Below are 22,597 nucleotides of genomic sequence, written 5' to 3'. Positions count from 1 at the left end.
CGAAGCGCAAGAGAGAGAACGTGGTCATGACGGCAGCGCGGCAGAGCCTGACGGAACTCGAAGCGAAGACGGACTTCCGGCGGCGGCACATCGGTCCCGGCGACAACGAGATCGCCGCCATGCTGAAGGAGATCGGGCTCGGCTCGCTGGAGGAGCTGACCGACCGGGCGGTGCCCAGGTCGATCCGCTCCGACCGCCTGCCCGACCTGCCGCCGCCGCTGACCGAGGCCGAGGCGCTGGCGCGCCTGGCCGAGCTGGCCGCGCTCAACAAGCAGGCGGTCTCGCTGATCGGCCTCGGCTATCACGACTGCCATACGCCGCCGGTGATCCAGCGGAACCTGCTGGAGAACCCCGGCTGGTACACCGCCTACACGCCCTACCAGGCGGAGATCGCCCAGGGCCGCCTGGAGGCGCTGGTCACCTTCCAGCAGATGGTCGTCGACCTGACCGGCCTGGAGCTGGCCAACGCCTCGCTGCTCGACGAGGGCACGGCGGCGGCCGAGGCCATGACCCTGATGCACCGCCAGTCGAAGTCCGGGTCGATGCGCTGCTTCGTCGCCGACGACTGCCATCCGCAGACCCTCGCGGTGCTGAAGACCCGGGCCGAGCCGCTCGGCATCGAGCTGGTGATCGGCGACCCGACGGCCGATCTGGTGGCGGGTGGCCTGCCCGAGGGCGAGATCTTCGGCGCGATCCTGCAGTACCCCAACACCTACGGCCAGGTGCGCGACGACGCCGAGCTGGTCGAGGCGCTGCACGAGCGCGGCGTCCTGGTCACGGTCGCGACCGACCTGCTGGCGCTGACCCTGCTCAGCCCGCCGGGCGCCTGGGGCGCCGACATCGCCGTCGGCTCGGCCCAGCGCTTAGGCGTGCCGCTCGGCTACGGCGGCCCGCATGCCGCCTTCATGGCGACCCGCGACGCCTTCAAGCGCTCGATCCCCGGCCGCATCGTCGGCGTCTCGGTCGATTCGCACGGCAAGCCGGCCTATCGCCTGGCGCTGCAGACCCGCGAGCAGCACATCCGCCGCGACAAGGCGACCAGCAACATCTGCACGGCGCAGGTGCTGCTGGCGGTGATCGCCGGCTTCTACGCGGCCTGGCACGGTCCCGAGGGCCTGACCCGGATCGCCCGGCGCACCCACCGCCTGACCGCGATCCTGGCCGAGGGCTTGCGCCGGCTCGGCTTCAGGATCGAGACGACGGCCTTCTTCGACACCATCGTCGTCGAGGCCGACGCCGCGGTGCACCAGCGCGCGCGCAGCGCCGGCATCAACCTCAGGATCGTCGACAGCAACCGCGTCGGCATCGCGCTCGACGAGACGACGACGCGCGAGACGGTCGAGAAGCTCTGGCAGGCCTTCGCCCAACGCGCCCTCGACATGACCGTCGAGTCGCTCGACGCCGGGGTCGACGACGCGCTGCCCGCGGCGCTGCTGCGGCGCGACGCCTTCCTGACCCATCCGGTCTTCCACGCCTACCGCTCCGAGACCGAGATGCTGCGCTACCTGAAGCGCCTGCAGGAGCGCGACATCGCGCTCGACCGGGCGATGATCCCGCTCGGCAGCTGCACCATGAAGCTGAATGCCGCCGCCGAGATGATGGCGATCACCTGGCCGGGCTTCGCGAAGATCCATCCCTTCGCGCCGGCCGACCAGGCCGAGGGCTACCGGGAGCTGATCGACGACCTCGAGGCCAAGCTGTCGGCGCTGACCGGCTTCGCCGCCGTCTCGCTGCAGCCCAACGCCGGCAGCCAGGGCGAGTACGCCGGCCTGTTGACGATCCGCGCCTGGCACCACAGCCGCGGCGACGGCGGCCGCGACGTCTGCCTGATCCCGGCGTCCGCGCACGGCACCAATCCGGCCAGCGCGGTCATGGCCGGGCTCAAGGTCGTGGTCGTCGGCTGCGACGATCAGGGCAACGTCGACCTGGACGACCTGAAAGCCAAGGCCGGGGAGCACAAGGACCGGCTGGCCGCGCTGATGGTCACCTACCCCTCGACCCACGGCGTCTTCGAGGAGGGCATCCGCGAGATCTGCCGGATCGTCCACGAGGCCGGCGGCCAGGTCTACATGGACGGCGCCAACCTCAACGCGCTGCTCGGGCTCTGCCTGCCCGGCGAGTTCGGGCCCGACGTCGCCCACATGAACCTGCATAAGACCTTCTGCATCCCGCACGGCGGCGGCGGCCCGGGCGTCGGGCCGATCGGTGTCGCAGAGCACCTCGCGCCCTTCCTGCCGGGCCACCCGCTGCCCGGCCAGGTCGAGGGCGATACCCTGGGCACCAGGCGCAGCCTCGGGCCGGTCTCGGCCGCGCCCTACGGCTCGGCAGGCATCCTGCCGATCTCCTGGGCCTACATCGCGATGATGGGGGCCGAGGGCCTGAAGCGGGCGACCCAGGTCGCGATCCTCAACGCCAACTACCTGGCCAGGCGCCTCGAGAGCCACTACCCGGTGCTCTACAAGGGCCGCAACGGCCTGGTCGCCCACGAGTGCATCCTCGACACCCGCGGCCTCAAGGACAGCGCCGGCATCTCCGTCGACGACATCGCCAAGCGGCTGATGGACCACGGCTTCCACGCTCCGACCATGTCCTGGCCGGTGGCCGGCACGCTGATGGTCGAGCCGACCGAATCGGAGGCGAAGGCCGAGCTCGACCGCTTCGTCGCGGCGATGGTCGAGATCCGCCAGGAGGCCGACAAGGTCGAGAAGGGCGTCTGGCCGAAGGACGACAACCCGCTGGTCAACGCCCCGCACACCGCCGAGTCGGTGCTCGCCGACGACTGGAGCCATCCCTACAGCCGCGCCGAGGCGGCCTATCCGGCCGGCTCGCACCGCGAGGCCAAGTACTGGCCGCCGGTCGGGCGCGTCGACAACGTCTACGGCGACCGCCACCTGGTCTGCACCTGCCCCTCTCCCGAGGCCTACCAGGACGCCGCGGAGTAGGGCGCGGGCCGAGGTCGTTTCCTGGCGTTCCCTCTCCGCCCTTGGGGGCGGAGAGGGCAGGGAGAGGTGGGGGGCGACCTTTCGGTTGCCGAGGCGTCGGGCAAGGGTAGCCCCCTCACCTCACCTCACCCCAACCCTCTCCCCTCCCCGAGGGGAGCGGAGAGGGAGCCGCGCCGAGACAGCGCGCTCAGGACCTTCGCTCTCCGGTCGCTTTCTGCTAGAACCGCTGCCGTCTTCATCCGCCGCGGGCGCCTGCACCTTGCCTTCGTACTAGCCGGTCTCGTCAGTCCACCCGTTCCGCCCGGCCGCGCGCTCGCGCCGCCGGGCAAGGCGCAGTTGCGTCCGCCGGGGTGGCGCGTCGAGACCGGCCTGGCTGGATCGACGCCCGACCGCGCCTGTTCCCGGCGCGCGCATTCCCCGGATCGCCTTCCTTCTTCCCGCCACGCCGTGCCTCCGATCGAGGGGCTTCGACACGCCGTCCTGACGGACCTCCCCTGGGGAGGAGAAGCTCGGCGTGTCCGACAGGCTGTCGGTCCTCTGGACCATCGTGCCGCTGATCGCCCCGCAGCCCTGGCTGCCCTGCAGCCGCTGCGGCGAGGTCACGGCGTTCCGAAGCAGCGGCAGGTTCAGGATCAACGCGAACGGCCGGCGCGTCGACGCCTGGCTGGTCTACCGCTGCACCCGCTGCCAGAAGAGCTGGAACCGCCCGGTACTGGAGCGCCGGCCGGTCGCCAGCCTCGACCCCGGGCTGCTCCGGGCGCTGACGGCGAACGACCCGGCCGAAGCGCGCGCCGTCGCCTTCGACCTCGACGGCCTGCGGCGCCGGGCGGAGCGGGTCGAGCTGTGCTCCGAGGTGGCGATCACCAGGAGGCCGAGGTCCGGCGTCGCGGCGAGCGCCGCGATCCTGGCGATCGAGCTGGTCGCTCCGCTGCCGCTCGGCCTGCGTCTCGACCGGCTCCTGGCCGAGGGTCTCGGGGTCCCGCGCGGACGCGTCGCCGCGCTGCACGACGCGGGCCGCCTGCTGCTGGAGCCGGCCGGGAAGCGGGGCCTCCGGCGGCCCCTGCGCGACCGCCAGGGCGTGACGCTGGATCTCGCCGCCGAGCCGGACGGCGCCGAGATCGCGCGGGCCGCCGCCGGGGCGGCGTGACGAATCGAAAGGGGCCTCACCCGGCGGGGTGAGGCCCTTTCCAGTCACCGGACGTCGGGGTCGGCGGCTAGGCCTTGGTGCCCTTGGCCTCGGTGGTCAGCATGCCGGCCTTGCGGTCGATACCCCATCGGAAGCCCCCGAGCGCGCCGTCGTCGCGCAGCACGCGATGACAGGGGATGACCAGGCTGACCGGGTTGGTGGCACAGGCCCGTGCCACCGCCCGCTGGCCCTTCGGCAGGCCCAGGCGCTCGGCCAGCTCGGCGTAGGTCATGGTCTCGCCGTAGGGAATCGCGACCAGCTCGTTCCAGACCCGGCGCTGGAAGGCGGTGGCCCGGACGTCGAGCGGCAGGTCTAGGTGCGGCGTCTCGCCGGCGATGAAGGCCAGCACCGCCTCGACCGACGGCTTGATCGACAGCTCGTCGTGCTCGATCGAGGCGGCCGAGGGGAACTCCGCCTTCAGCTCGGCGACCAGCCGCCGCTCGTCCTCGCCGAGCGCCAGGAAGCAGAGCCCCTTGGCGGTCGCCGCGACCAGCAGCCGGCCGAGCGGCGAGGGCGTCACGGCATAGACGATGCGCGCGCCGTTGCCGCCCTTGGCGTAGGTCGCCGGCGTCATGCCGAGGCGCCGGGCGCAGTCCTCGTAGACCCGCGAGGAGGAGCCGTAGCCGGCACCGTAGGTCGCCTCGGCGACCCGGCCGTGCTCGCGCAGCTCGGCCCGGAAGCGCGCGCTGCGCCGCGCCTCGGCGTACTCGCGCGGGCTGACGCCGAGCAGCTTCTTGAACAGCCGCTGCAGGTGCCAGGGGCTGAGCGCGACGCGCTCGGCCAGCTCGGCCAGGGTCAGCCGCTCGCTCTCGGGGTCGTCGAGCAGGCGGCAGGCCTCCTCGACCGCGGCGACCTGGCGGGTCGAGGCGCGCCGGTGCTGGGCCGGCTTCGCCTCGGCCGGTCGCGTCCCGACCGGCCGCGCCTCGACGGGGCGGGCCTGGGCCGGGCGGACCTGGGCCGGGCCGCGCCGCTCGCTCGCGTCGTGCCGCCGCGAATCGCGGCTGTCCCGGTCTATGGGCTCTGGGGTCAACAAGCCTGCGTCCATCGTCGCTACTCCGCTCTCTGTCCAGTGCAGGGCGGATCCTGCCGCCCTGGGAAGGTCGCGACTATCCGTTCCTTGCGCAAGCCCGGCGACCGGCGTCCGCACACCCGGCGCGTGCCGGGACCGGAAAGAGCCACCCCGGAAAAGGGTCTGTCACAAAAGCATCATATAAGTGCAAGATAGCCGTTGCGGACGGCCCTTACAGAGGCGGCAAGCCAGTCGCGTCCGGCGACCGGCAAGACCTGCCCGACCGTCCCGCGGGGAAACGACAGGGAGACTTCAGATGTCGCTCCGACACACGTTGCTGGCGGCCGTCGCCGCCGTCGCGATGACCGGCCTGGCCGCCTCGGCCCAGGCCAAGACCGAGATCACCTGGTGGCACGCCATGGGCGGCGAGCTCGGCAAGAAGGTCGAGGAGATCGCGGCCAACTTCAACAAGAGCCAGGACCAGTACGAGCTCAAGGCGATCTACAAGGGCAACTACACCGAGACCATGACCGCGGCCATCGCCGCGTTCCGGGCCGGCCAGCAGCCCGACATCGTCCAGGTCTTCGAGGTCGGCACGGCGACCATGATGGCCGCCAAGGGCGCGGTCTATCCCGTCTACAAGCTGATGAACGACAGCGGCCTGAAGTGGGATCCGAACGCCTTCCTGCCCGCCGTGGTCGGCTACTACACCGACACCGACGGCAACATGCTGTCGATGCCGTTCAACTCCTCGACCCCGGTGCTCTATTACAACAAGGACGCCTTCGAGAAGGCCGGTCTCGACCCGAACAGCCCGCCGAAGACCTGGCAGGAGCTGGCCGCCGACTCGAAGAAGATCATCGACAGCGGCGCCGCGACCTGCGGCTTCACCACCGGCTGGCAGTCCTGGGTGCAGATCGAGAACTTCAGCGCCTGGCACAACATCCCGATCGGCACCAAGTCGAACGGCTTCGGCGGCCTCGACACCCAGCTGACGATCAACTCGCCGCTCGACGTCCGCCACATCGGCGACATGGCCGCCTGGCAGAAGGACGGCATCTTCAAGTACGGCGGCCGCCGCTCCGACTCGGCGCCGCTGTTCTATTCGGGCGAGTGCGCCATGTACATGAACTCGTCGGGCTCCTACGCCGGCGTCAAGGGCAATGCCAAGTTCGCGTTCGGCGTCGGCATGCTGCCCTACTACGACGACGTCAAGGGCGCGCCGCAGAACTCGATCATCGGCGGTGCCACCCTCTGGGTCCTGCAGGGCCACGACAAGGCGGAGTACAAGGGCGTCGCGGCCTTCTTCAACTACCTCTCCTCGCCCGAGGTCCAGGCCGACTGGCACCAGTTCTCCGGCTACCTGCCGATCACCCAGGCGGCCTACGAGCTGACCAAGAAGCAGGGCTTCTACGAGAAGAACCCCGGCACCGACGTCGCCGTGAAGCAGATCACGCTCAACAAGCCGACCGAGAACTCGAAGGGCCTGCGCTTCGGCAACTTCGTCCAGATCCGCGACATCATCAACGAGGAGCTGGAGAACATCTGGGCCGGCAAGAAGTCGGCCAAGCAGGGGCTCGACGACGCGGTCAAGCGCGGCAACGAGCTGCTGCGCCAGTTCGAAGCCGACAACTCCTGATCGGCCGGCCCCGGGGCTAGCGACGGTCGCGTGCCGCCCGCCGTCACGGCGGGCGGCGCCGCCGTCGCTCCCGCCCCGATCCCTTCCCGCACGCACCCGACGGTCCGATGCACAAGCGCGTCACCTTCCGGCACCCGCTGCTGCCGTACCTGCTGGTGCTGCCGCAGCTGGCGATCACCTTCGTCTTCTTCCTCTGGCCGGCCAGCCAGGCGCTCTACTACTCGGTGCTGCGCCAGGATCCCTTCGGCCTGAAGACGAAGTTCGTCGGGCTGCAGAACTTCGAGCGGCTGTTCAGCGACCCGACCTATCTGAATTCCTTCGACGTCACGATCGTCTTCTCGCTCTCGGTGACGCTGTCGGGCATGGCGCTCGGTCTGCTCTTCGCGGTCATGGCCGACCGCGTGGTCAAGGGTGCGGCGACGTACAAGACCCTGCTGATCTGGCCTTACGCCGTGGCCCCGGCGGTCGCTGGCGTGCTCTGGTGGTTCCTGTTCAACCCGACGATCGGCATCCTGGCCTACGCCCTGCGCAGCCTCGGCTACGACTGGAACCACGCGGTCTCCGGCACCGACGCGCTGATCCTGGTCATCGTCGCCTCGACCTGGAAGCAGGTCTCCTACAACTTCCTGTTCTTCCTGGCCGGGCTGCAGGCGATCCCGAAGTCGCTGATCGAGGCGGCGGCGATCGACGGCGCCGGCCCGGCGCGGCGCTTCTGGACCATCGTCTTCCCGCTGCTCTCGCCGACGACCTTCTTCCTGCTGGTCGTCAACATGGTCTACGCCTTCTTCGAGACCTTCGGCGTGGTCCACGCGACGACCAGCGGCGGCCCCGGCCAGGCGACGACGATCCTGGTCTACAAGGTCTTCAACGACGGCTTCATCGGCCTGAACCTCGGCAGCTCGGCGGCGCAGTCGGTGATCCTGATGGTCATCGTCATCTCCCTCACCATGATCCAGTTCCGCTTCATCGAGCGGCGGGTCCAGTACTAGGAGGCGCCGGCGATGGTCGAGAACCGCCCCTGGATGGCCTGGATCACGCACCTGGTGCTGCTCTGCGGCGTGCTGCTGGTCGCCTTTCCGCTCTGGGTCGCCTTCGTCGCCTCGACCCATGCCGGCGGCGACCTGCTGAGCGGCGTCACCCCGCTGCTGCCCGGCGACCGGCTGTTCGAGAACTACCGCACCGTGCTGGGCAGCGGCCTCTCCGCCTCGGGCGGCGTGCCGGTCGGCCTGATGATGTGGAACTCGCTGGTCATGGCGCTGTCGATCGCGGTCGGCAAGATCGCGATCTCGATCATCTCGGCCTACGCCATCGTCTACTTCCGCTTCCCCTTCCGGATGCTCTGCTTCTGGCTGATCTTCGTGACCCTGATGCTGCCGGTCGAGGTGCGCATCCTGCCGACCTTCGAGGTCGTCTCGGACCTGGGGATGCTGAACTCCTACGCCGGCCTGTCGGTGCCGCTGATCGCCAGCGCGACGGCGACCTTCCTGTTCCGGCAGTTCTTCCTGACGGTGCCCGACGAGCTGACCGAGGCGGCGCGGGTCGACGGCGCGGGCCCGCTGCGCTTCTTCCTCGACATCCTGCTGCCGCTCAGCCGCACCAACGTCGCGGCGCTCTTCGTGATCCTCTTCATCTACGGCTGGGTGCAGTACCTCTGGCCGCTGCTCGTCACCACCGACGAGTCCTTCTACACGATCGTCATGGGCATCCAGCGCATGGTCACCGTGGCCGACGCGGAGCCCCAGTGGCATCTGGTCATGGCGACCGCGGTGCTGGCCATGCTGCCGCCGGTGGCGGTCGTCGTCCTCATGCAGGGCCTGTTCGTCAAGGGCCTCGTCGAGACCGAGAAATAGGAAAGCGAGCGATGGCCGAAATCTGCATGCGTGGCGTCCGGAAGCGCTACGGCGATACCCAGGTGATCCACGGCATCGACGTCGAGATCGCCGACGGCGAGTTCATCGTCATCGTCGGTCCCTCGGGCTGCGGCAAGTCCACCCTGCTGCGCATGGTCGCCGGCCTGGAGACGATCACCGAGGGCGAGATCTCGATCGGCGGGCGGGTCGTCAACCAGCTCGAGCCGAAGGAACGGGACATCGCCATGGTGTTCCAGAACTACGCGCTCTATCCGCACATGTCGGTCTTCGACAACATGGCCTACGGCCTGAAGATCGCGCGCACGCCGAAGGACGAGATCCGCGCCCGGGTCGAGGAGGCGGCGAAGCTGCTCGAGCTCGGCGGCCTGCTCGAGCGCAAGCCGCGCCAGCTGTCCGGCGGCCAGCGCCAGCGCGTCGCCATGGGCCGGGCGATCGTGCGCAAGCCGGCGGTCTTCCTGTTCGACGAGCCGCTCAGCAACCTCGACGCCAAGCTGCGCGTGCAGATGCGCCTGGAGATCAAGCAGCTGCAGCGCAAGCTCGGCACGACCTCGCTCTACGTCACCCACGACCAGATCGAGGCGATGACCCTGGCCGACCGCCTGGTCGTCATGAACCAGGGCCGGGCCGAGCAGATCGACACGCCGATGGCGGTCTACAGCGATCCGGCGACGACCTTCGTCGCCGGCTTCATCGGCTCGCCGGCGATGAACTTCCTGGCCGGCACCGTCGAGGCCGACGGACATGGCCTGTTCCTCGGCGGCGACGCGCGAATCTCGGACAAGGGCTCGGACCTGTCCGGCCTCGCCGGGCGGGCGGTGACGCTCGGCGTGCGCCCCGAGCACCTGCTGGCGGTCGGCGAGTCGGAGGCCGAGATCCGGCTTGGCGTCGAGCTGGTCGAGACCCTGGGCGCCGACACCCTGGCGCACGGCCGGCCGGTCGGCGCAGCGGGCACGCCGCTGGGCGATGCCGCGCTGGGCGGCGAGGCGCCGGGCCTGATCACCGTGCGGCTGCCCGGCCTGGCGCCGGTGCGCGAGGGCGAGCGCCTGCCGCTGCGCATGGCCGAGGGCGAACTGCACCTCTTCGACCCCGACAGCGGCCGCCGCATCGCCGACGTCTGAGACGGGCGGCCGGGCCGGCTACTCGGCTGCCGCCGCCCGCCGTTGCGGCGTCGGCCTGCGGCCGCCGACCAGCAGCCAGACCCCGAGCATGACCACGGCGAGGCCGAGCAGGTGGCCGGCGCTCGGCGCCTTGTCACCGGCGACCACCGCCAGCAGCACGCCGAGCATCGGCACGATGTAGGCGTAGAGCGCGGCGAAGTCGGCGCCGGCGCGGCCGAGCAGCAGGTAGTAGAGCAGGAAGGCGAAGCCGATCGAGACCAGGCCGTCGCCGACCGCGCCGAGCAGCGCCAGCTGCGAGGGCAGGCTCTCCGGCGGACCCTCGATGCCGAGCGCCAGCGCGATCATCCAGAGCGCGCCGAAGGCGACCGCCCAGGCGCCGACCGCCAGGGGATCGAGCGTCCGGGTGATGCGCTCGGTGACGACGCCGTTGATCGCGAAGACCAGGCCGCCCGAGGCCATGATCATGGCGCCCCGCACGCTGCTGAGCGCGCCGTCGACGCCGTCCCACAGCAGGAAGATCGCGAGGCCGCCGAGCGCGGTCGCGACGCCGAGGCCGCGGCGGTTGCTGTAGGGGCGGCTGCGCAGCACGAAGGCGGTCAGGAGGAAGGTGAAGACCGGCACGACCGTGCCGACCAGCGCCGCCACGTCGGGGCCCATCTCGGTCTGGCCGTAGACGTCGGAGAGCTGCGGCAGGGCGATCGCCGAGAGGCCCATGGCGGCGAGCGCCAGCGGCCGCTGCCTCAGGGTCGCCAGCAGCGGCCGGCGCAGCGCCGCGACGGCGGCGAGCAGGAAGACCGCCGCCAGGCTGCACATGACGGCCGTGCCGGCGAGCGGCGGCAGGCCATGGTCCGAGTCGGCGATGAACAGGTAGCCGACCGACCAGCAGACCGACAGCACGAGCAGGAACAGGACGTTGACGGCCATCCCGCGGACTCTCCCCCCCCGCGCCAGCCCCCTGGCGCCGCGACCCCGATGCTCCTGCTCTATCAGCGCCCTGTCGCGCCGGCAAGGCTCGCCACGGCGCCGCCCGCGCGGCTATAGGAGCGCCATGCGCGACGCGGGCGGGGCAGGGGCGACGAAGGCGGCGGACTGGCTGCCGCTGGTCCTGCTGCTGGTCGTCGGCACGCTCTGGGGTGCAACCTTCTCGATCGGCAAGATCGCCGTCACCCACGGCATCCCGCCGGCCGCCTACGCCTTCTTCCAGTCGGCCGGCGCCGGCTCGGTGCTGCTGGTTCTGGCCCTGCTGCGCGGCGAGCTGGCACGGCCGCGCGCCGGGCTGCTGCTCTACGGCCTAGTCGCCGGCACCGTCGGGCTGACCCTGCCGAACGTCAACTTCACCGTGGTGATCCAGCACCTCGAGGCCGGCACCATGTCGGTGGTCATCACCCTCTCGCCGCTGGCGACCTACGTCGGCGCCCTATTGCTCGGCATGGAGCGGCGCTCGCTGCCGCGGCTGCTCGGCCTGCTCTGCGGCTTCGCCGGCGCCCTCGTCCTGCTGGTCCCGGGCGCGACCCTGCCGGGGGTCGACCAGAGCGACTGGATCCTGCTCGGCATCCTGACGCCGCTCTGCTACTCGGCCCAGGGCCTCTTCGCCGCCCGCTTCATGCCGCCGGGCGTCGGCTCCCTGCGCCTCGCCCGGCTGATGCTGTTCGGCGCGGCGCTGACCTCCGGCATCGCCATGCTCGCCAGCGATTCGCTCTACGTCCCGCAGGGGCTCGGCGCCGCGGAGATCGCGATGCTGCTGCAGATCGCCGTCTCCTCGATCGCCTACGTCGTCGTCTTCGAGGTGCTGCGCCGGTCCGGGCCGGTGTTCTTCAGCCAGGTCGGCTACGTGGTCACCGTGACCGGCGTGCTGTGGGGCATGGTGATTTTCGGCGAGCGCCCGACCGCGGGCCTGCTGCTTGCCGGCCTGCTGGTGCTCGGCGGCCTGTTCCTGGTCAACCGGCGACCGGCGCGGCCGCCGGCCTGACGACCGGCCCGACCGTGCAGCTGGCCCGGCTCAGCCCGCGTTCTTCTTCACCGTCTGGTCGATCAGCTTCGCCAGGTCGTCGGGCGAGGTCTGGTGGGTCGCGTGGGCCAGGTAGCGCCCGTCCGGGCTCATCAGGAAGATGAAGGAGCTGTGGTCCATCAGGTAGTCGCCCGAGCCCTCCTGCGGGACCTTGCGATAGAACACCCGGTAGGCCTTGGCGGCCTGGGCGACCTGCTGCGGCGTGCCGGTCAGCGCGACCAGCCGGGGATGGAAGCTGGCGGCGTAGGTCTTCATGTGCTCGACCGTGTCGCGCGCGGGATCGATCGTGATGAAGATCGGCGTGACCTGCTTGGCGACCGCCGGATCGCTCTGCGCCAGCTGGTCGAGCGCCTGGGTCATTGCCCAGAGCGCGGTCGGGCAGGCGTCGGGGCAGAAGGTGTAGCCGAAGTAGATCAGCCGGTACTGGCCGGCGAAGTCGTCGCGCGTGCGCGTCTTGCCGTACTGGTCGACCAGGGTGAAGGGCCCGCCGATCGCCGCGGTGCCGCTGCCGGCGCCGCCGTTGACGTCGTAGAAGCGCCAAGCCGCGTAGCCGAGCGCGACGACGGCGACGAGAAGGGCGAAGAGGTAGGTCGTGGTGCGGCGCATGCCGTGAGGTTTAGGCGAGCCGGCCGGCCGGCGCCAGGGGGTCAGCTGTCGCGGCCGCCGGTTTCGGCGCCGCGCCGCAGCAGATGGCGGCCCTCGACGACCTGCCAGGCGGCGAGGGCGGGCAGGCCGAGCAGCAGGTCGCGGACCCGCTTGACCAGGGACAGCGCGAGGCCGGTGCCGGGATCCAGGCCCAGCATGCCGGCGACCAGCAGGTAGCCGCCTTCCTGGGCGCCGAGCCCGCCGGGGATCGCGAAGGCGGCGCTGCGCACCGCGGCGCCCAGGCTCTCCAGGATCAGCGCGTCGACCAGGTCGGCCGGGCGGCCCATGAACCAGAGCGCGAGCCAGGTCTCGCCGGCGCCGAACAGCCAGGACAGGCTGTGCAGCAGGAAGCCCGCGGTCAGGCGCCGGCGGTCGCGGTGCAGCAGGGCGATCGCGTCGTGCAGGCCCTGGGTCCGGCCAAGCGCCTGCCAGCCGGTGCGCCGGGCGATCAGCTCCAGGCCGCGCTCCAGCAGGGCGAACAGCCCGCCGCGCTGGGCCAGCACCAGGCCGGCCAGCAGCACCACGGCGACACCTACGCCGACGACCATCCAGCCGATCCGCTCGTCGTAGCCGTGCCGGACGGCCAGCAGCGCGATGCCGAGCAGGGTGAAGGGCACCTGGGTGATGCCCTCCAGGGTCATGTCGACGACCGCGCCGCCCATCGTGCCGCCAATCGCCGCGCCCTTCTCGTCGCGCGGCGTCGCGCCGTGCAGCGACAGGATGCGGGCGCCGACCAGGCCACTGCCGAGCTGGCCGAGCGGCAGCAGCGCGTCGACCGCCTCGCGGATCCAGCGCGTCCAGAAGAACAGCAGCGGGCCGCCGAGCCGCGGCGAGGGCTGCAGCACCCACCAGCCGAGTGTGGAGAAGACCATCGGGACGAGATGGAACAGGCTGGTCCAGAGCAGCCCCCAGCCCAGGCCGAGCACGGCCCCGGTGACCGCCGCGACGCCCTGGCCGGCGATCAGGGCGATGGCGACCAGCAGGCCGGCCAGGGCGGTGAGCCCGATGCCGAGCCTGATGCGCCGGGCCCGGCGGTCCCGGGCCGGCCCGGGACCGCCTTCCGTCTCTGTCGCCACGCTCGGGCCCCCGCGTCCGCTCAGCCGGCCAGCTCGGCGAAGCCTGCCGGCTGCAGGCCGGCGCGCGCAAGCGCCGCCGCCACCGCCGGCGCGGTCAGGGCGCGCAGCTCGAGCTCGCCTGCGCTGCCGGGCCGCTCGGCGACCGGATGGAAATAGAGCTCAGAGACGCCCTGCCGCGGCACCCGGCCGATCAGCTCGAGGGTCGTCGCCTCGGTCATGCGGCCGGTCGCCGAGAGGCCGAGCAGCCAGTCGTTGTGGGCGAGGCCGGCGCGCCGCAGGCGGCGGCGCATCAGGGCGATCCAGGGGCGCAGGAAGACCGGGCCCGAGGGCTCGGCGGGCAGCCGCAGGGCCTTCATGCCGAACGAGCGTCCGACCTCCAGGATCGTCGCCAGCAGGGTCGGATGCAGGTGGTAGTGGTGGTGGGCGTTGACGTGGTCGAGCGGCAGGCCGGTCGCGGCGAAGGCCTCGAACTGGGCCCGCACCTCGGCCTTCAGCTGGCGCCGCGCCGCCGGGTCGAAGAAGATCCGGACGCCGGCGCCCGCCAGGTTGGTCGGGAAACGCCCGTCCGTCCCGACCAGGGCCGGCACCTGCTCCGGCGGCAGCAGCGGCGCGCCGTCGACGGCGACGACGTGCAGGCCGACCCTCAGCGACGGCAGCCGCCTGGCCCGCGCCACCGCGTCGGCCGCCGCGGGCTCGGCGACCATCAGGCTCGCGGCGCTCAGGATGCCGTCGCGATGGCCGCGCTCGACGGCTTCGTTGACCGCCTCGCTGAGACCGAAATCGTCCGCGGTGACGATCAGCGCCGTCAGGCCTGGTTCTCCCGCTCGCGCAGGAAGTGGAAGAACTCCACGCCCTCGCGCAGGCGCCGCACCATCATCTCGCGGCTGCGCAGCATCTCGCCGGTGATCTCGGCGATCTTGCGCGGCCGGAAGTAGAAGCGCTTGTAGAAGACGGCGAGCGCGTCGAAGATCTCCTGGCGCGACAGCTGCGGGTACTCCAGCGCGCTGACCTGCAGGCCGTGGTCGCTGATCAGGCTGTGGCCCTCGTCGACCAGCCAGCCGTTCTCCTTGGCCTGGCGGTAGAGCTCGGTCCCCGGATAGGCCGCGGCCAGCGAGACCTGGATCGTGTGGGGGTTGATCTCCTTGGCGAAGCGGATCGTCTCCTCGATCGTCTCCTGCGTCTCGCCGGGCAGGCCGATGATGAAGGTGCCGTGGATCGTGATGCCGAGCTTGCGGCAGTCGGCGCTGAAGCGCCGGGCGAACTCCAGGCGCATGCCCTTCCTGATGTTGTGCAGGATCTGCTGGTTGCCGCTCTCGAAGCCGACCAGCAGCAGGCGCAGGCCGTTGTCGCGCATCACCTTCAGCGTCTCGTAGGGCACGTTGGCCTTGGCGTTGCAGGACCAGGTGACGCCCAGCCTGCCGAGCCCGCGGGCGATCTCCTCGACGCGCGGCAGGTCGTCGGTGAAGGTGTCGTCGTCGAAGAAGAACTCCTTGACCTGCGGGAACAGCTTCTTCGCCAGCGCGATCTCCTCGACCACGCTTTCCGGGCTGCGCGTCCGGTAGCGGTGGCCGCCGATGGTCTGCGGCCAGAGGCAGAAGGTGCAGCGCGACTTGCAGCCCCGGCCGGTATAGAGCGACAGGTAGGGGTGCTGCAGGTAGCCGATGAAGTAGTCCTCGATCACCAGGTCGCGCTTGTAGACCTCGGTGACGAAGGGCAGCGCGTCCATGTCGTGGATGATCGCGCGCTCGGGGTTGTGCACCGCCTTGCCGTCGACCTTGTAGCTGAGCCCGTCGATCTCGGCGAGCGGGCGGCCCTCGGCGACCTCCTTGATCGTGTAGTCGAACTCGGCGCGGCCGACGAAGTCGATCGCCTCCGAGGCCAGCACGGAAGGCTCCGGCGAGACCGCGACGTGGGCGCCGACCAGGCCGATCATCAGGGTCGGGTTGGCCTTCTTGAAGGCCTCGGCGACCTTGACGTCCGAGGCGAAGGACGGCGTCGAGGTGTGCAGCACCAGCAGCTCGAAGTCCTTGGCCTGGGGCAGGATCTGCTCGAGCGACAGGTCGCGCGCCGGCGCGTCGATCAGCTTGCTGTCCGGAACCAGGGCGGCCGGCTGGGCCAGCCAGGTCGGGTACCAGAAGGAGCGCACCTCGCGCCGCGCCTGGTAGCGCGAGCCGGCGCCGCCGTCGAAGCCGTCGAACGACGGCGGGTTGAGGAACAGCGTCTTCATCATGGCTTGGAGACCACCGCTTGTGTGTTTTCCTTGGGCTCGACCAGCTGGCCGTGCCCGTCGACGGAGAAGGCCCGCCCCTTCCAGACGACACCCTGTCCGAACAGCCCGGCGGCCCAGACGGCGAAGCCGAGCAGGTCCCGGACCGGGATCAGCCAGGGCCTGCCGACACCGGGAATGCCGAGGGCGCTGCGCACCACATAGTGCAGGCCGAGGCGAAGTGCCAGCGCCAGCAGGGTCAGTGCCGGCAGGGCCAGCGAGAGGCCGGCCGGCAGCGGTCCCGGCAGCAGGGCGCCGGCCAGGTCGGCCAGCAGCGCCAGGGTGATCGGGTAGATCAGGAAGGACAAGGCGAAGCCGGTCGGCTTGACCGAGCGCACGGTGCGCGACCAGCGCAGCTCGTGGCTGAACAGCGCGCCGAAGCTGGGCTCGCGCACCACGTTCTCGACGAGGTAGCGCGACAGCCGGACCTCGTGGCCGTGGGCGGCGGCGAAATGGCCCAGGTAGAAGTCGTCGGCCAGGTAGTGGGCGAGCCGCGGGAAGCCGCCGATCTGCTCCAGCACCTCGCGGCGCACCGCCATGGTCGCGCCGAAGCAGTGGCGCACCGGCGACAGGGCGGCGCCGACCAGGGCGGAGGGCAGGAACCACTCGTTGATCGACAGGCTGGCCAGGCGCGACCACAGGCCGCCCGCCGGCCTGGCGTGATAGAGGCAGGTGACGGCGCCGACCCGCGGCGCCTCGAAGGCGGCGACCACGGCGGCCAGGTAGCCGGGACCGACGTGCATGTCGCTGTCCGCGATGACCAGGAGGTCGTGCTTCGCCAGCGGATAGACGTTGGCGAGGTTGCTGACCTTCAGGTTCGGACCGATCGTCCGGGGGGCGACGACCAGCTGCAGGTCGCGCTCCGGCAGCTCGGCGATCAGCCGCTCGACCAGCGGGATCACCGGGTCGTCGGCGTCGCGCACGCCGAACAGCACCTGATAGGCCGGATAGTCCTGGCAGCAGAAGGAGCGGAGATTCTCGTAGCCGCCCGGCTCCAGCCCGCAGAGCGGCTTCAGGACCGAGACCGGCGGGCAGGCGCCGGGGCGGCCGACGCCGCGGCGCCCGAAGCGGCGGACGCAGACAATCGCCGCCAGCACGTAGGCAAGCGAACAGACGGCCGCGCCGACCGACAGCATCACCAGAGGTTGCACCAGGTAGTGAGCCATTCCGGTCATCCACAGGCAGGCCGCCACTATAGGCCAGCGGCCCGGCCGGCGGTAGGCACCGGCGACTCGCCGGGCGCCTCCTTACAGCATTGTATGGTTTCTTCGGCATACCGCCGACGGCGCTGCGACCTCCTGACGCGTCCTTCCGGGGCACCGCCTGCGCGCGGCCGCCGGAGGATTCCCTCGGCGCGGCGGAGCGGGTAGCTTGCTGCACTGCACTTCACGGGGAGGTAGTTCATGAAAGTCGCCGTGGTCGGTGCCGGGGCCGTCGGCCTGTCGGCAGCCTGGGCTCTGACGCGCCGGGGGCACGAGGTCCTGGTCCTCGATCAGGGCGCGATACCGAATCCGCTCGGTGCCTCGTTCGACGAGCACCGGCTGATCCGGCCGCACTACGGTGCGCTGGACGGCTACGCGGCGCTGGTGCCGGCGGCGCTCGAGGCCTGGCAGCGGCTCTGGGATACGCTCGGCCGCCGCCATCTGGCGCCGAACGGCGCCCTGGCGCTCGGCCTGCCCGGAGACGGCTTCGCGGAGGCGAGCGAGCGCAGCTTCCGGGCGCTGGGCATTCCCTGCGAGCGGGTCGAGGGGCCGGCGCTGGCCGAGCGCTTCCCCTATTTCCGCTGGCAGAGCGGGGTCTGGGCGCTCTATTCGCCGCTCGGCGGCGTGCTCTTCGCCGACCGGATCGTCGGCGGCCTGGCGGACTGGCTGCGCGGCCAGGGCGTGGCCCTGCGTCCGGACAGCCGGGTCGTCGCGCTGGATGCCGGAACCGGCCGCCTGGAGCTCGCCGACGGCGGCCGGGAGCAGGCCGACGCGCTGGTCGTCGCCGGCGGCGCCTGGGCCGGCAAGCTGCTGCCCGAGCTTGCCGGACAGCGGCCGATGCGCCAGATCGTCGCCTTCGTCGAGCCGCCGGCCCGCCTCGCCGAGGCCTGGCGGCGGGCGCCGGCCCTGACCCACCTGGCCTCGGGCCCCTCGGCCTACTGCGCGCCGCCGCTCGACGGCACGCGCCTCAAGTTCGGCCGCGGCGAGCTGCGCCGGCCGGCCGATCCCGACGGCGCGGCGCCGCTCGGCGCCGACGAGCCGGCGGCGGTCTTCGAGCCGTTCCGTCCGCTGCTCGCCGACTTCGACGACTACCGCCTGCTCGGCGGCAAGGTCTGCCGCTATGCGCTCAGCCCGGACGGCGAGCGCTTCCTGCCGCTGGCCCGGGACCGGCTGGTCGCGGTCGCCGGCTGCAGCGGCCACATGTTCAAGTTCGCCGCCCTGATGGGCGAGCGGCTCGCCGAGGCCGCGACCGGCGGGCTCGGCGGCGCCGACTTCGAGGCCTGGGCGCGGGGCGAGGTCCCGGCCGCCGCCTAGCAAGCCGCCGGCGGAACCGCCGGGCAGCCACGTTCCGGTTCCCGCGCGCCCGGCCGGCGATCGGCGGGCGCCGGCGCAAATCCTCCGCAATGTCGCCAGGGCGCCGACCGATTCGCGGCGCGGAGATGGAGTCTGGGGGTGGCCGACCCACCGCCGGAGAGGCGGATGGCGGGCCGGCGCGGGCGGCAGGAGTCGGGAGAGAACGATCATGCGCGACGGCAGAATCCGGTTGCTCGCGTCCACGGGCGCCCTTGCGCTGGCGCTTGTGCTCGCCCCGCTGAACTTCGATTGGCAGGGCTTGACCATCAAGGCCGGGACGGTCCTCGCCGCGGGCGGTGGCGGTGGCGGTGGCGGTGGCGGTGGCGGTGGCGGTGGCGGTGGCGGCGGTGCCGGTGGCGGGAATGGCGGCGGTAACGGCGGTGGCAACGGTGCCAACGGCGACGGCGCGGGACAGGGCGCCGGCGCGGCGAGCGGCCACGGCGCCGCGGGATCTCACGGTCTCGGCAGCGACAGGGGCCGCGCGGCGGCCGATCTCGGCTCGCTCAACGCCTCGCACGCCGCGCCGGAGGCGCTTGCGAACGCGTCGTCCAACTCGGTGGTCGGCCAGCTCGCCGACTACGCCGCCGCCCTGAACCGGGGCGACCTCACGGAGGCTGCGGCGGCGCTCGCCAAGGCGGCCAACAAGGCGCTGACCACGGACACGGTGATGGCGGTGAACAGCAACCTGGCGGCCAGCGGCACCTTGAGCGTCTCGGTCGACCGCAGCGAAGCGGCCGAAGTCTCCGACCTCGCGAACGCCGAGAGGTCCGAGAGCGAGAGCGCCTCGCGGTAGGGGGGCCTGACGGCGCGGTCCGCCGGGACCGGGCGGTCGACCCGCCGCCGTCCCCGGTCGCCGGCCTCGCCCGCTTCCGGAATTGCCCGGCGCGCCCCTCTCGTGTACTGCCTCTCGGCATCTCGCAGGGGAGTCCACGCCATGAGCCAGGCCAGCGCCACGGCCTCGACCCCGGCCGGTGAAACCGGGCTGTCGCCGACCGAGCGGATCTTCGTCGCCCTCGACACCCAGGAGCTGGAGCGGGCCGGCCAGCTGGTCGCGACGCTGCGCGGCAGCGTCGGCGGCTTCAAGGTCGGCAAAGAGCTGTTCACCGCCCAGGGCCCGGACGGCGTGCGCGCCGCGGTCGGCGGCGAGCCGCTGTTCCTCGACCTCAAGTTCCACGACATCCCGAACACCGTGGCCGGCGCCCTGCGCGCGGCGATGCACCTGCGGCCGCGCGTCGTCAACGTCCACGCCTCGGGCGGGCCGGCGATGCTCAAGGCGGCGGTCGAGGCGGTGCGCGAGGCGTCCGAGGACCTGGAGTGCGAACGGCCCTGGCTGATCGCCGTGACGGTGCTGACCAGCCTCGACGACGCCGACCTCGCCGCGGTCGGCCAGGAGGGCCCGACGGAGAGCCAGGTCCTGCGCCTGGCGCGGCTGGCCCAGGACTGCGGTCTCGACGGCGTGGTCTGCTCGCCGCGCGAGATCGTCCCGCTGCGCGCGGCCTGCGGCGCCGACTTCCGGCTCGTCGTGCCGGGCATCCGGCCGGCCTGGTCGGCGAGCGGCGACCAGAAGCGGGTGATGACGCCGGCCCGGGCGATCGAGGCCGGCGCCGACCTGCTGGTCATCGGCCGGCCGATCACCGGCGCCGAGGATCCCGCGGCGGCCGCCCGGCGGATCGCCGGCGAGCTGGCCTGACCGGACCGGGAAGAGACAGCACGGGCCGAAGGTGCTGGAACAGGACGCGTCCGGTCGCCAGATGAGAGGCGGCAGGATCTGCGGAGGGGCTCGGATGGCCGGCAAGGGGGAAGACATCGACTGGAGCCGGGTGGCGCCGCGCCCGGCTGGCGGCCAGCCCCGGCTGAGCTATCGCGAGGTCATGCAGGACGCGCTGGGCCTGCTGCGCCGCCAGCAGACCGAGATCGGCCGCCTGCTGCTGGCGCCGCTGCTGATCGCCTTCGCGGTGCAGACGGTCAATCTCTTCACAGCGCCGAGCCAGGGCCTCGGCCAGCTGTTCGGCGGCCTCGGGCCGATCGCCTTCCTGGTCAGCGTCTACCTCGGCGTCTGGCTCGCCGTCTCGGTGACCCGGCTGGCGCTGTGGGGCCGGGTCGACGGCTACCTGCCGGTCTGGCGCCGCGCCGACTGGCGCTACTTCGGCTACCTGCTGCTGTTCTGGATCGGCTTCGTCACGGTCGCCGTGTTCCTCAGCCTGGTCTTCGGGATCGGCGCCTCCGGGCCGGCCGGCGGCGACATGATGGGCATGATGGCCGGCGCCCTGCAGGCGCTGGCCCTGGCCGGGGCGCTCTGCCTCTACCCCTTCGCCCGCGTCTGGCTGGCCCTGCCGGCGGCGGCGCTCGGCCCGGGCTTCGGGCCCGGCCGGGCCTGGTCGGCCAGCGCCGGCAATGCCGGCACGCTGATCGCGCTGGTGCTGACCCTGATCGGCCTGGTGCTGTTCGGCGGCCTGTTCAACATGATCGTCGTGCTGCCGCTGTCGGGCCTGCTCGGCTCGCCGGTGCCCGGCCTCGCCGCCGCACAGGCGATCAACCTGGCGCTCGGCATGTTCGCGGCGCTGGTCGCCGCGGCGGCGCTCGGCCGCTGCGTCGGAGCGCCGCCAAGAGCGCCGTCGCCTGCCGCCTGATCGCCCGAGACCGGCCGGCCGCTGTCCGCTGGACGCGACTCCCGCGCGCTGGATAGAAGAGAGGGGATCCCGGTACCACCGGGGGCGAGCAACGGGCTTGAGGGGATCGGGGGCGGTGCCCGAACTGGACTGGCAGCGCTACCTGGAACGCCGGGCGCTGGTCTTCGTCGCGCCGCTCCGGGCGATCCAGGCGGTCCTGCTGCTGCTGCTGCTGCGACGCGCCCCGAGGTTGCTGTGGGTCGGGCTGCCGGCCTACCTGCTCGGCGTGCTGTGGCTGCTGTTCCGCGACGACCTCGTCTACCTCGCCGACCGCCCCGGCAGCGTCTTCCTCTGGCCGCTGCTGCTGCTCGCCGGCGATCTCGCCTGCCTCTGGATGCTGGTCGGCTTCGCGACCGGCGTGTCGCGCGGCCTGCTGACCGGCCAGCCGATCGCGGCGCTGCCCCGCTTCGACCGGGCCGAGCTGCGCTGCGCGCTGGCCGGCCTGCCGGCGGTGCTGGCGGCCGGCCTCGTGCTGCTGGTCCTGCGCCTGCCCTTCGCGAACTGGCATCCGATGCTGTTCCTGCTCGGCACGGTCGCGCCGGGCCCCTTCCTCGGCCGGCTGCTGCTGGCCGGGCTGCCGGTCTGCCTGCTGCTGGCCGTCCTGGCGCCCTTGCTGCCGGCCGCGGCGCCACGCTGTGGGCGGTCGCGCGCGGCAGCTGGCCGGCCAACCTGGCGGTCGCCCTGCTCGGCCTCGCGCTCTTCCTGCTCGCGCTGCTGCTGGTCAGCCGGATCAGCCACGGCCTGACCTACGTCGGGTCCCAGCGCCTGCTGATCGCCCTGGCGCTGCCGGCTCTCGCCCTGCTCGGGGTCGCGGTGCTGCAGGCCGGCTTCGCCGTGGTCTTCGCCCGCCGCATCGGCTGGACAAGCGGGCCCGGCGCCGCTACCTGAAGCGTCATGGCGCTCGAAAGCAAGATCTGCGGGGTCTCCGACCGTGCCGCGCTGGCCGCCGCGGCCCGCGGCGGCGCGCGCTGGGTCGGCTTCGTCTTCTTCCCGCCGAGCCCGCGCGCGGTGACCGTCGAGCAGGCCGCGAGCCTGGCCGGCGAGGCGCCGCCGGGGCTCGGCCGCGTCGGCCTGTTCGTCGACCCGGACGACGCCCTGCTGGAACGGGTGCTGGCGGCGGTGCCGCTCGAGCTGCTGCAGCTGCACGGCGACGAGCCACCGAAGCGCGTCGCCGAGATCCGCGGCCGTTTCGGCCGGCCGGTGATGAAGGCGATCAAGGTCGCCCGTCGCGAGGACCTGGAGGTCGTCGAGGCCTACGCCCCGGTGGCCGACCGGCTGCTGTTCGATGCCAAGGCGCCGAAGTCGATGGCCGGCGCGCTGCCCGGCGGCAACGCCCTGTCGTTCGACTGGACGCTGCTCGCCGGCCGGCGCTGGCCGAAGCCCTGGATGCTGTCCGGCGGCCTCAAGGCCGAGAACCTGGAGGAGGCGGTCACGATCAGCGGCGCCCCGGCGGTCGACGTCTCCTCGGGCGTCGAATCGGCGCCGGGCGTCAAGGATCCGGCGCGCATCGCCGCCTTTCTGGAGCTCGCGCGCAGCCTCTGAGGGCACCCCGGGGGCGCCGTTCCGCCGGCCGCTCGCGTTGCTTGCCGGGGCGCTTTGTTGCAGAGTGCCGC

At 72.1% G+C, this 22,597-nt stretch carries 20 protein-coding genes; 13 read left to right on the top strand and 7 right to left on the bottom strand.

From position 1 onward, the window contains the following. Positions 1-26 precede the first annotated feature (26 nt). Together gcvP and B9O00_RS03395 are read left to right on the top strand one after the other, a co-directional pair. Entirely contained in the window at positions 27-2,942 is a 2,916-nt protein-coding gene (gcvP, locus tag B9O00_RS03400) for an aminomethyl-transferring glycine dehydrogenase (RefSeq protein WP_085120996.1), read from the top strand. 514 nt (positions 2,943-3,456) lie between these two features. Beyond that, positions 3,457-4,089, top strand: a complete 633-nt coding sequence (locus tag B9O00_RS03395; RefSeq protein ID WP_085120995.1) for a DUF1062 domain-containing protein — start codon at positions 3,457-3,459, stop codon at positions 4,087-4,089. Positions 4,090-4,156: 67 nt separating this feature from the next. Here the strand turns inward: B9O00_RS03395 and B9O00_RS03390 are convergent, their stop codons facing one another. Next, complete coding sequence (locus tag B9O00_RS03390; RefSeq protein ID WP_085120994.1) at positions 4,157-5,158, bottom strand: methylated-DNA--[protein]-cysteine S-methyltransferase; 1,002 nt, start codon at positions 5,156-5,158, stop codon at positions 4,157-4,159. 295 nt (positions 5,159-5,453) lie between these two features. On the opposite strand from B9O00_RS03390, the gene ugpB reads away from it, so the two are divergent. From ugpB to B9O00_RS03370, 4 genes are all read left to right on the top strand, one after another. After that, on the top strand, positions 5,454-6,776 hold the full coding sequence (gene ugpB / locus B9O00_RS03385) for a sn-glycerol-3-phosphate ABC transporter substrate-binding protein UgpB (RefSeq protein ID WP_085120993.1): 1,323 nt from the start codon (positions 5,454-5,456) through the stop codon (positions 6,774-6,776). Between the two features lie 107 nt (positions 6,777-6,883). After that, complete coding sequence (gene ugpA, locus B9O00_RS03380) at positions 6,884-7,765, top strand: sn-glycerol-3-phosphate ABC transporter permease UgpA (RefSeq protein WP_085120992.1); 882 nt, start codon at positions 6,884-6,886, stop codon at positions 7,763-7,765. 12 nt (positions 7,766-7,777) lie between these two features. Next, a complete protein-coding gene (gene ugpE, locus B9O00_RS03375; RefSeq protein WP_085120991.1) occupies positions 7,778-8,626 on the top strand; it encodes a sn-glycerol-3-phosphate ABC transporter permease UgpE in 849 nt (282 codons plus the stop codon). 11 nt (positions 8,627-8,637) lie between these two features. Beyond that, a complete protein-coding gene (locus tag B9O00_RS03370; RefSeq protein WP_085120990.1) occupies positions 8,638-9,765 on the top strand; it encodes a sn-glycerol-3-phosphate import ATP-binding protein UgpC in 1,128 nt (375 codons plus the stop codon). A gap of 18 nt (positions 9,766-9,783) precedes the next feature. On the opposite strand, the gene B9O00_RS03365 is transcribed toward B9O00_RS03370, so the two are convergent. Continuing rightward, positions 9,784-10,689, bottom strand: a complete 906-nt coding sequence (locus tag B9O00_RS03365; protein ID WP_085120989.1) for a DMT family transporter — start codon at positions 10,687-10,689, stop codon at positions 9,784-9,786. Between the two features lie 124 nt (positions 10,690-10,813). Between B9O00_RS03365 and B9O00_RS03360 the strand changes: the two genes are divergently transcribed. Then, the gene (locus B9O00_RS03360) at positions 10,814-11,734 is read left to right on the top strand and encodes a DMT family transporter (protein ID WP_085120988.1); all 921 of its coding nucleotides are present in this window, start codon (positions 10,814-10,816) and stop codon (positions 11,732-11,734) included. A gap of 30 nt (positions 11,735-11,764) precedes the next feature. On the opposite strand, the gene B9O00_RS03355 is transcribed toward B9O00_RS03360, so the two are convergent. The 5 genes from B9O00_RS03355 to hpnI are packed head-to-tail and all read right to left on the bottom strand — an operon-like array spanning position 11,765 to position 16,926. Beyond that, positions 11,765-12,379, bottom strand: coding sequence for an SCO family protein (locus B9O00_RS03355; RefSeq protein ID WP_085120987.1), 615 nt, complete (start codon positions 12,377-12,379; stop codon positions 11,765-11,767). Between the two features lie 41 nt (positions 12,380-12,420). After that, the gene (locus tag B9O00_RS03350) at positions 12,421-13,494 is read right to left on the bottom strand and encodes a lysylphosphatidylglycerol synthase domain-containing protein (protein WP_159460079.1); all 1,074 of its coding nucleotides are present in this window, start codon (positions 13,492-13,494) and stop codon (positions 12,421-12,423) included. A 20-nt stretch (positions 13,495-13,514) separates the two neighbouring features. Then, the gene (hpnK, locus tag B9O00_RS03345) at positions 13,515-14,291 is read right to left on the bottom strand and encodes a hopanoid biosynthesis-associated protein HpnK (protein ID WP_235017035.1); all 777 of its coding nucleotides are present in this window, start codon (positions 14,289-14,291) and stop codon (positions 13,515-13,517) included. 8 nt (positions 14,292-14,299) lie between these two features. Beyond that, positions 14,300-15,724, bottom strand: coding sequence for a hopanoid biosynthesis associated radical SAM protein HpnJ (hpnJ, locus tag B9O00_RS03340; RefSeq protein ID WP_200808378.1), 1,425 nt, complete (start codon positions 15,722-15,724; stop codon positions 14,300-14,302). Then, positions 15,721-16,926 (bottom strand): bacteriohopanetetrol glucosamine biosynthesis glycosyltransferase HpnI, encoded by a 1,206-nt coding sequence (gene hpnI / locus B9O00_RS03335; protein WP_159460078.1) that lies wholly within the window; start codon positions 16,924-16,926, stop codon positions 15,721-15,723. The genes hpnJ and hpnI overlap by 4 nt, the downstream gene beginning before the upstream one ends. 237 nt (positions 16,927-17,163) lie before the next feature. Here hpnI and B9O00_RS03330 point away from each other — a divergent pair, with 237 nt between their 5' ends. The 6 genes from B9O00_RS03330 to B9O00_RS03305 all read left to right on the top strand — a co-directional run bounded on the left by B9O00_RS03330 (position 17,164) and on the right by B9O00_RS03305 (position 22,526). Continuing rightward, on the top strand, positions 17,164-18,276 hold the full coding sequence (locus B9O00_RS03330; RefSeq protein ID WP_085120983.1) for an FAD-dependent oxidoreductase: 1,113 nt from the start codon (positions 17,164-17,166) through the stop codon (positions 18,274-18,276). A 208-nt stretch (positions 18,277-18,484) separates the two neighbouring features. Continuing rightward, positions 18,485-19,108, top strand: a complete 624-nt coding sequence (locus B9O00_RS32315; RefSeq protein ID WP_143596132.1) for a hypothetical protein — start codon at positions 18,485-18,487, stop codon at positions 19,106-19,108. A gap of 141 nt (positions 19,109-19,249) precedes the next feature. Then, a complete protein-coding gene (gene pyrF / locus B9O00_RS03320) occupies positions 19,250-20,005 on the top strand; it encodes an orotidine-5'-phosphate decarboxylase (protein WP_085120981.1) in 756 nt (251 codons plus the stop codon). A 94-nt stretch (positions 20,006-20,099) separates the two neighbouring features. Continuing rightward, on the top strand, positions 20,100-20,945 hold the full coding sequence (locus tag B9O00_RS03315; RefSeq protein ID WP_085120980.1) for a hypothetical protein: 846 nt from the start codon (positions 20,100-20,102) through the stop codon (positions 20,943-20,945). A gap of 115 nt (positions 20,946-21,060) precedes the next feature. Then, positions 21,061-21,729, top strand: a complete 669-nt coding sequence (locus tag B9O00_RS03310) for a hypothetical protein (protein ID WP_085120979.1) — start codon at positions 21,061-21,063, stop codon at positions 21,727-21,729. A gap of 149 nt (positions 21,730-21,878) precedes the next feature. Continuing rightward, positions 21,879-22,526, top strand: coding sequence for a phosphoribosylanthranilate isomerase (locus B9O00_RS03305; protein WP_085120978.1), 648 nt, complete (start codon positions 21,879-21,881; stop codon positions 22,524-22,526). The last annotated feature ends 71 nt before the right edge of the window (positions 22,527-22,597 follow it).

Origin of the sequence: Tistlia consotensis USBA 355 (genome assembly GCF_900177295.1) — a bacterium.
GTDB classification, from domain to species: Bacteria; Pseudomonadota; Alphaproteobacteria; order Kiloniellales; family DSM-21159; genus Tistlia; species Tistlia consotensis.
The sequence above is the reverse complement of the archived record's forward strand: the minus strand, read 5'-3'. Positions and strand labels throughout refer to the sequence as shown.

Coding starts and splice junctions, on each gene's coding strand:
- gcvP (WP_085120996.1), top strand. CDS start 27: ATGACGGCAGCGCGGCAGAGCCTGACGGAACTCGAAGCGAAGACGGAC.
- ugpB (WP_085120993.1), top strand. CDS start 5,454: ATGTCGCTCCGACACACGTTGCTGGCGGCCGTCGCCGCCGTCGCGATG.
- ugpA (WP_085120992.1), top strand. CDS start 6,884: ATGCACAAGCGCGTCACCTTCCGGCACCCGCTGCTGCCGTACCTGCTG.
- ugpE (WP_085120991.1), top strand. CDS start 7,778: ATGGTCGAGAACCGCCCCTGGATGGCCTGGATCACGCACCTGGTGCTG.
- B9O00_RS03370 (WP_085120990.1), top strand. CDS start 8,638: ATGGCCGAAATCTGCATGCGTGGCGTCCGGAAGCGCTACGGCGATACC.
- B9O00_RS03365 (WP_085120989.1), bottom strand. CDS start 10,689: ATGGCCGTCAACGTCCTGTTCCTGCTCGTGCTGTCGGTCTGCTGGTCG.
- B9O00_RS03360 (WP_085120988.1), top strand. CDS start 10,814: ATGCGCGACGCGGGCGGGGCAGGGGCGACGAAGGCGGCGGACTGGCTG.
- B9O00_RS03355 (WP_085120987.1), bottom strand. CDS start 12,379: ATGCGCCGCACCACGACCTACCTCTTCGCCCTTCTCGTCGCCGTCGTC.
- hpnJ (WP_200808378.1), bottom strand. CDS start 15,724: ATGATGAAGACGCTGTTCCTCAACCCGCCGTCGTTCGACGGCTTCGAC.
- hpnI (WP_159460078.1), bottom strand. CDS start 16,926: ATGGCTCACTACCTGGTGCAACCTCTGGTGATGCTGTCGGTCGGCGCG.
- B9O00_RS03330 (WP_085120983.1), top strand. CDS start 17,164: ATGAAAGTCGCCGTGGTCGGTGCCGGGGCCGTCGGCCTGTCGGCAGCC.
- B9O00_RS32315 (WP_143596132.1), top strand. CDS start 18,485: ATGCGCGACGGCAGAATCCGGTTGCTCGCGTCCACGGGCGCCCTTGCG.
- pyrF (WP_085120981.1), top strand. CDS start 19,250: ATGAGCCAGGCCAGCGCCACGGCCTCGACCCCGGCCGGTGAAACCGGG.
- B9O00_RS03315 (WP_085120980.1), top strand. CDS start 20,100: ATGGCCGGCAAGGGGGAAGACATCGACTGGAGCCGGGTGGCGCCGCGC.
- B9O00_RS03305 (WP_085120978.1), top strand. CDS start 21,879: ATGGCGCTCGAAAGCAAGATCTGCGGGGTCTCCGACCGTGCCGCGCTG.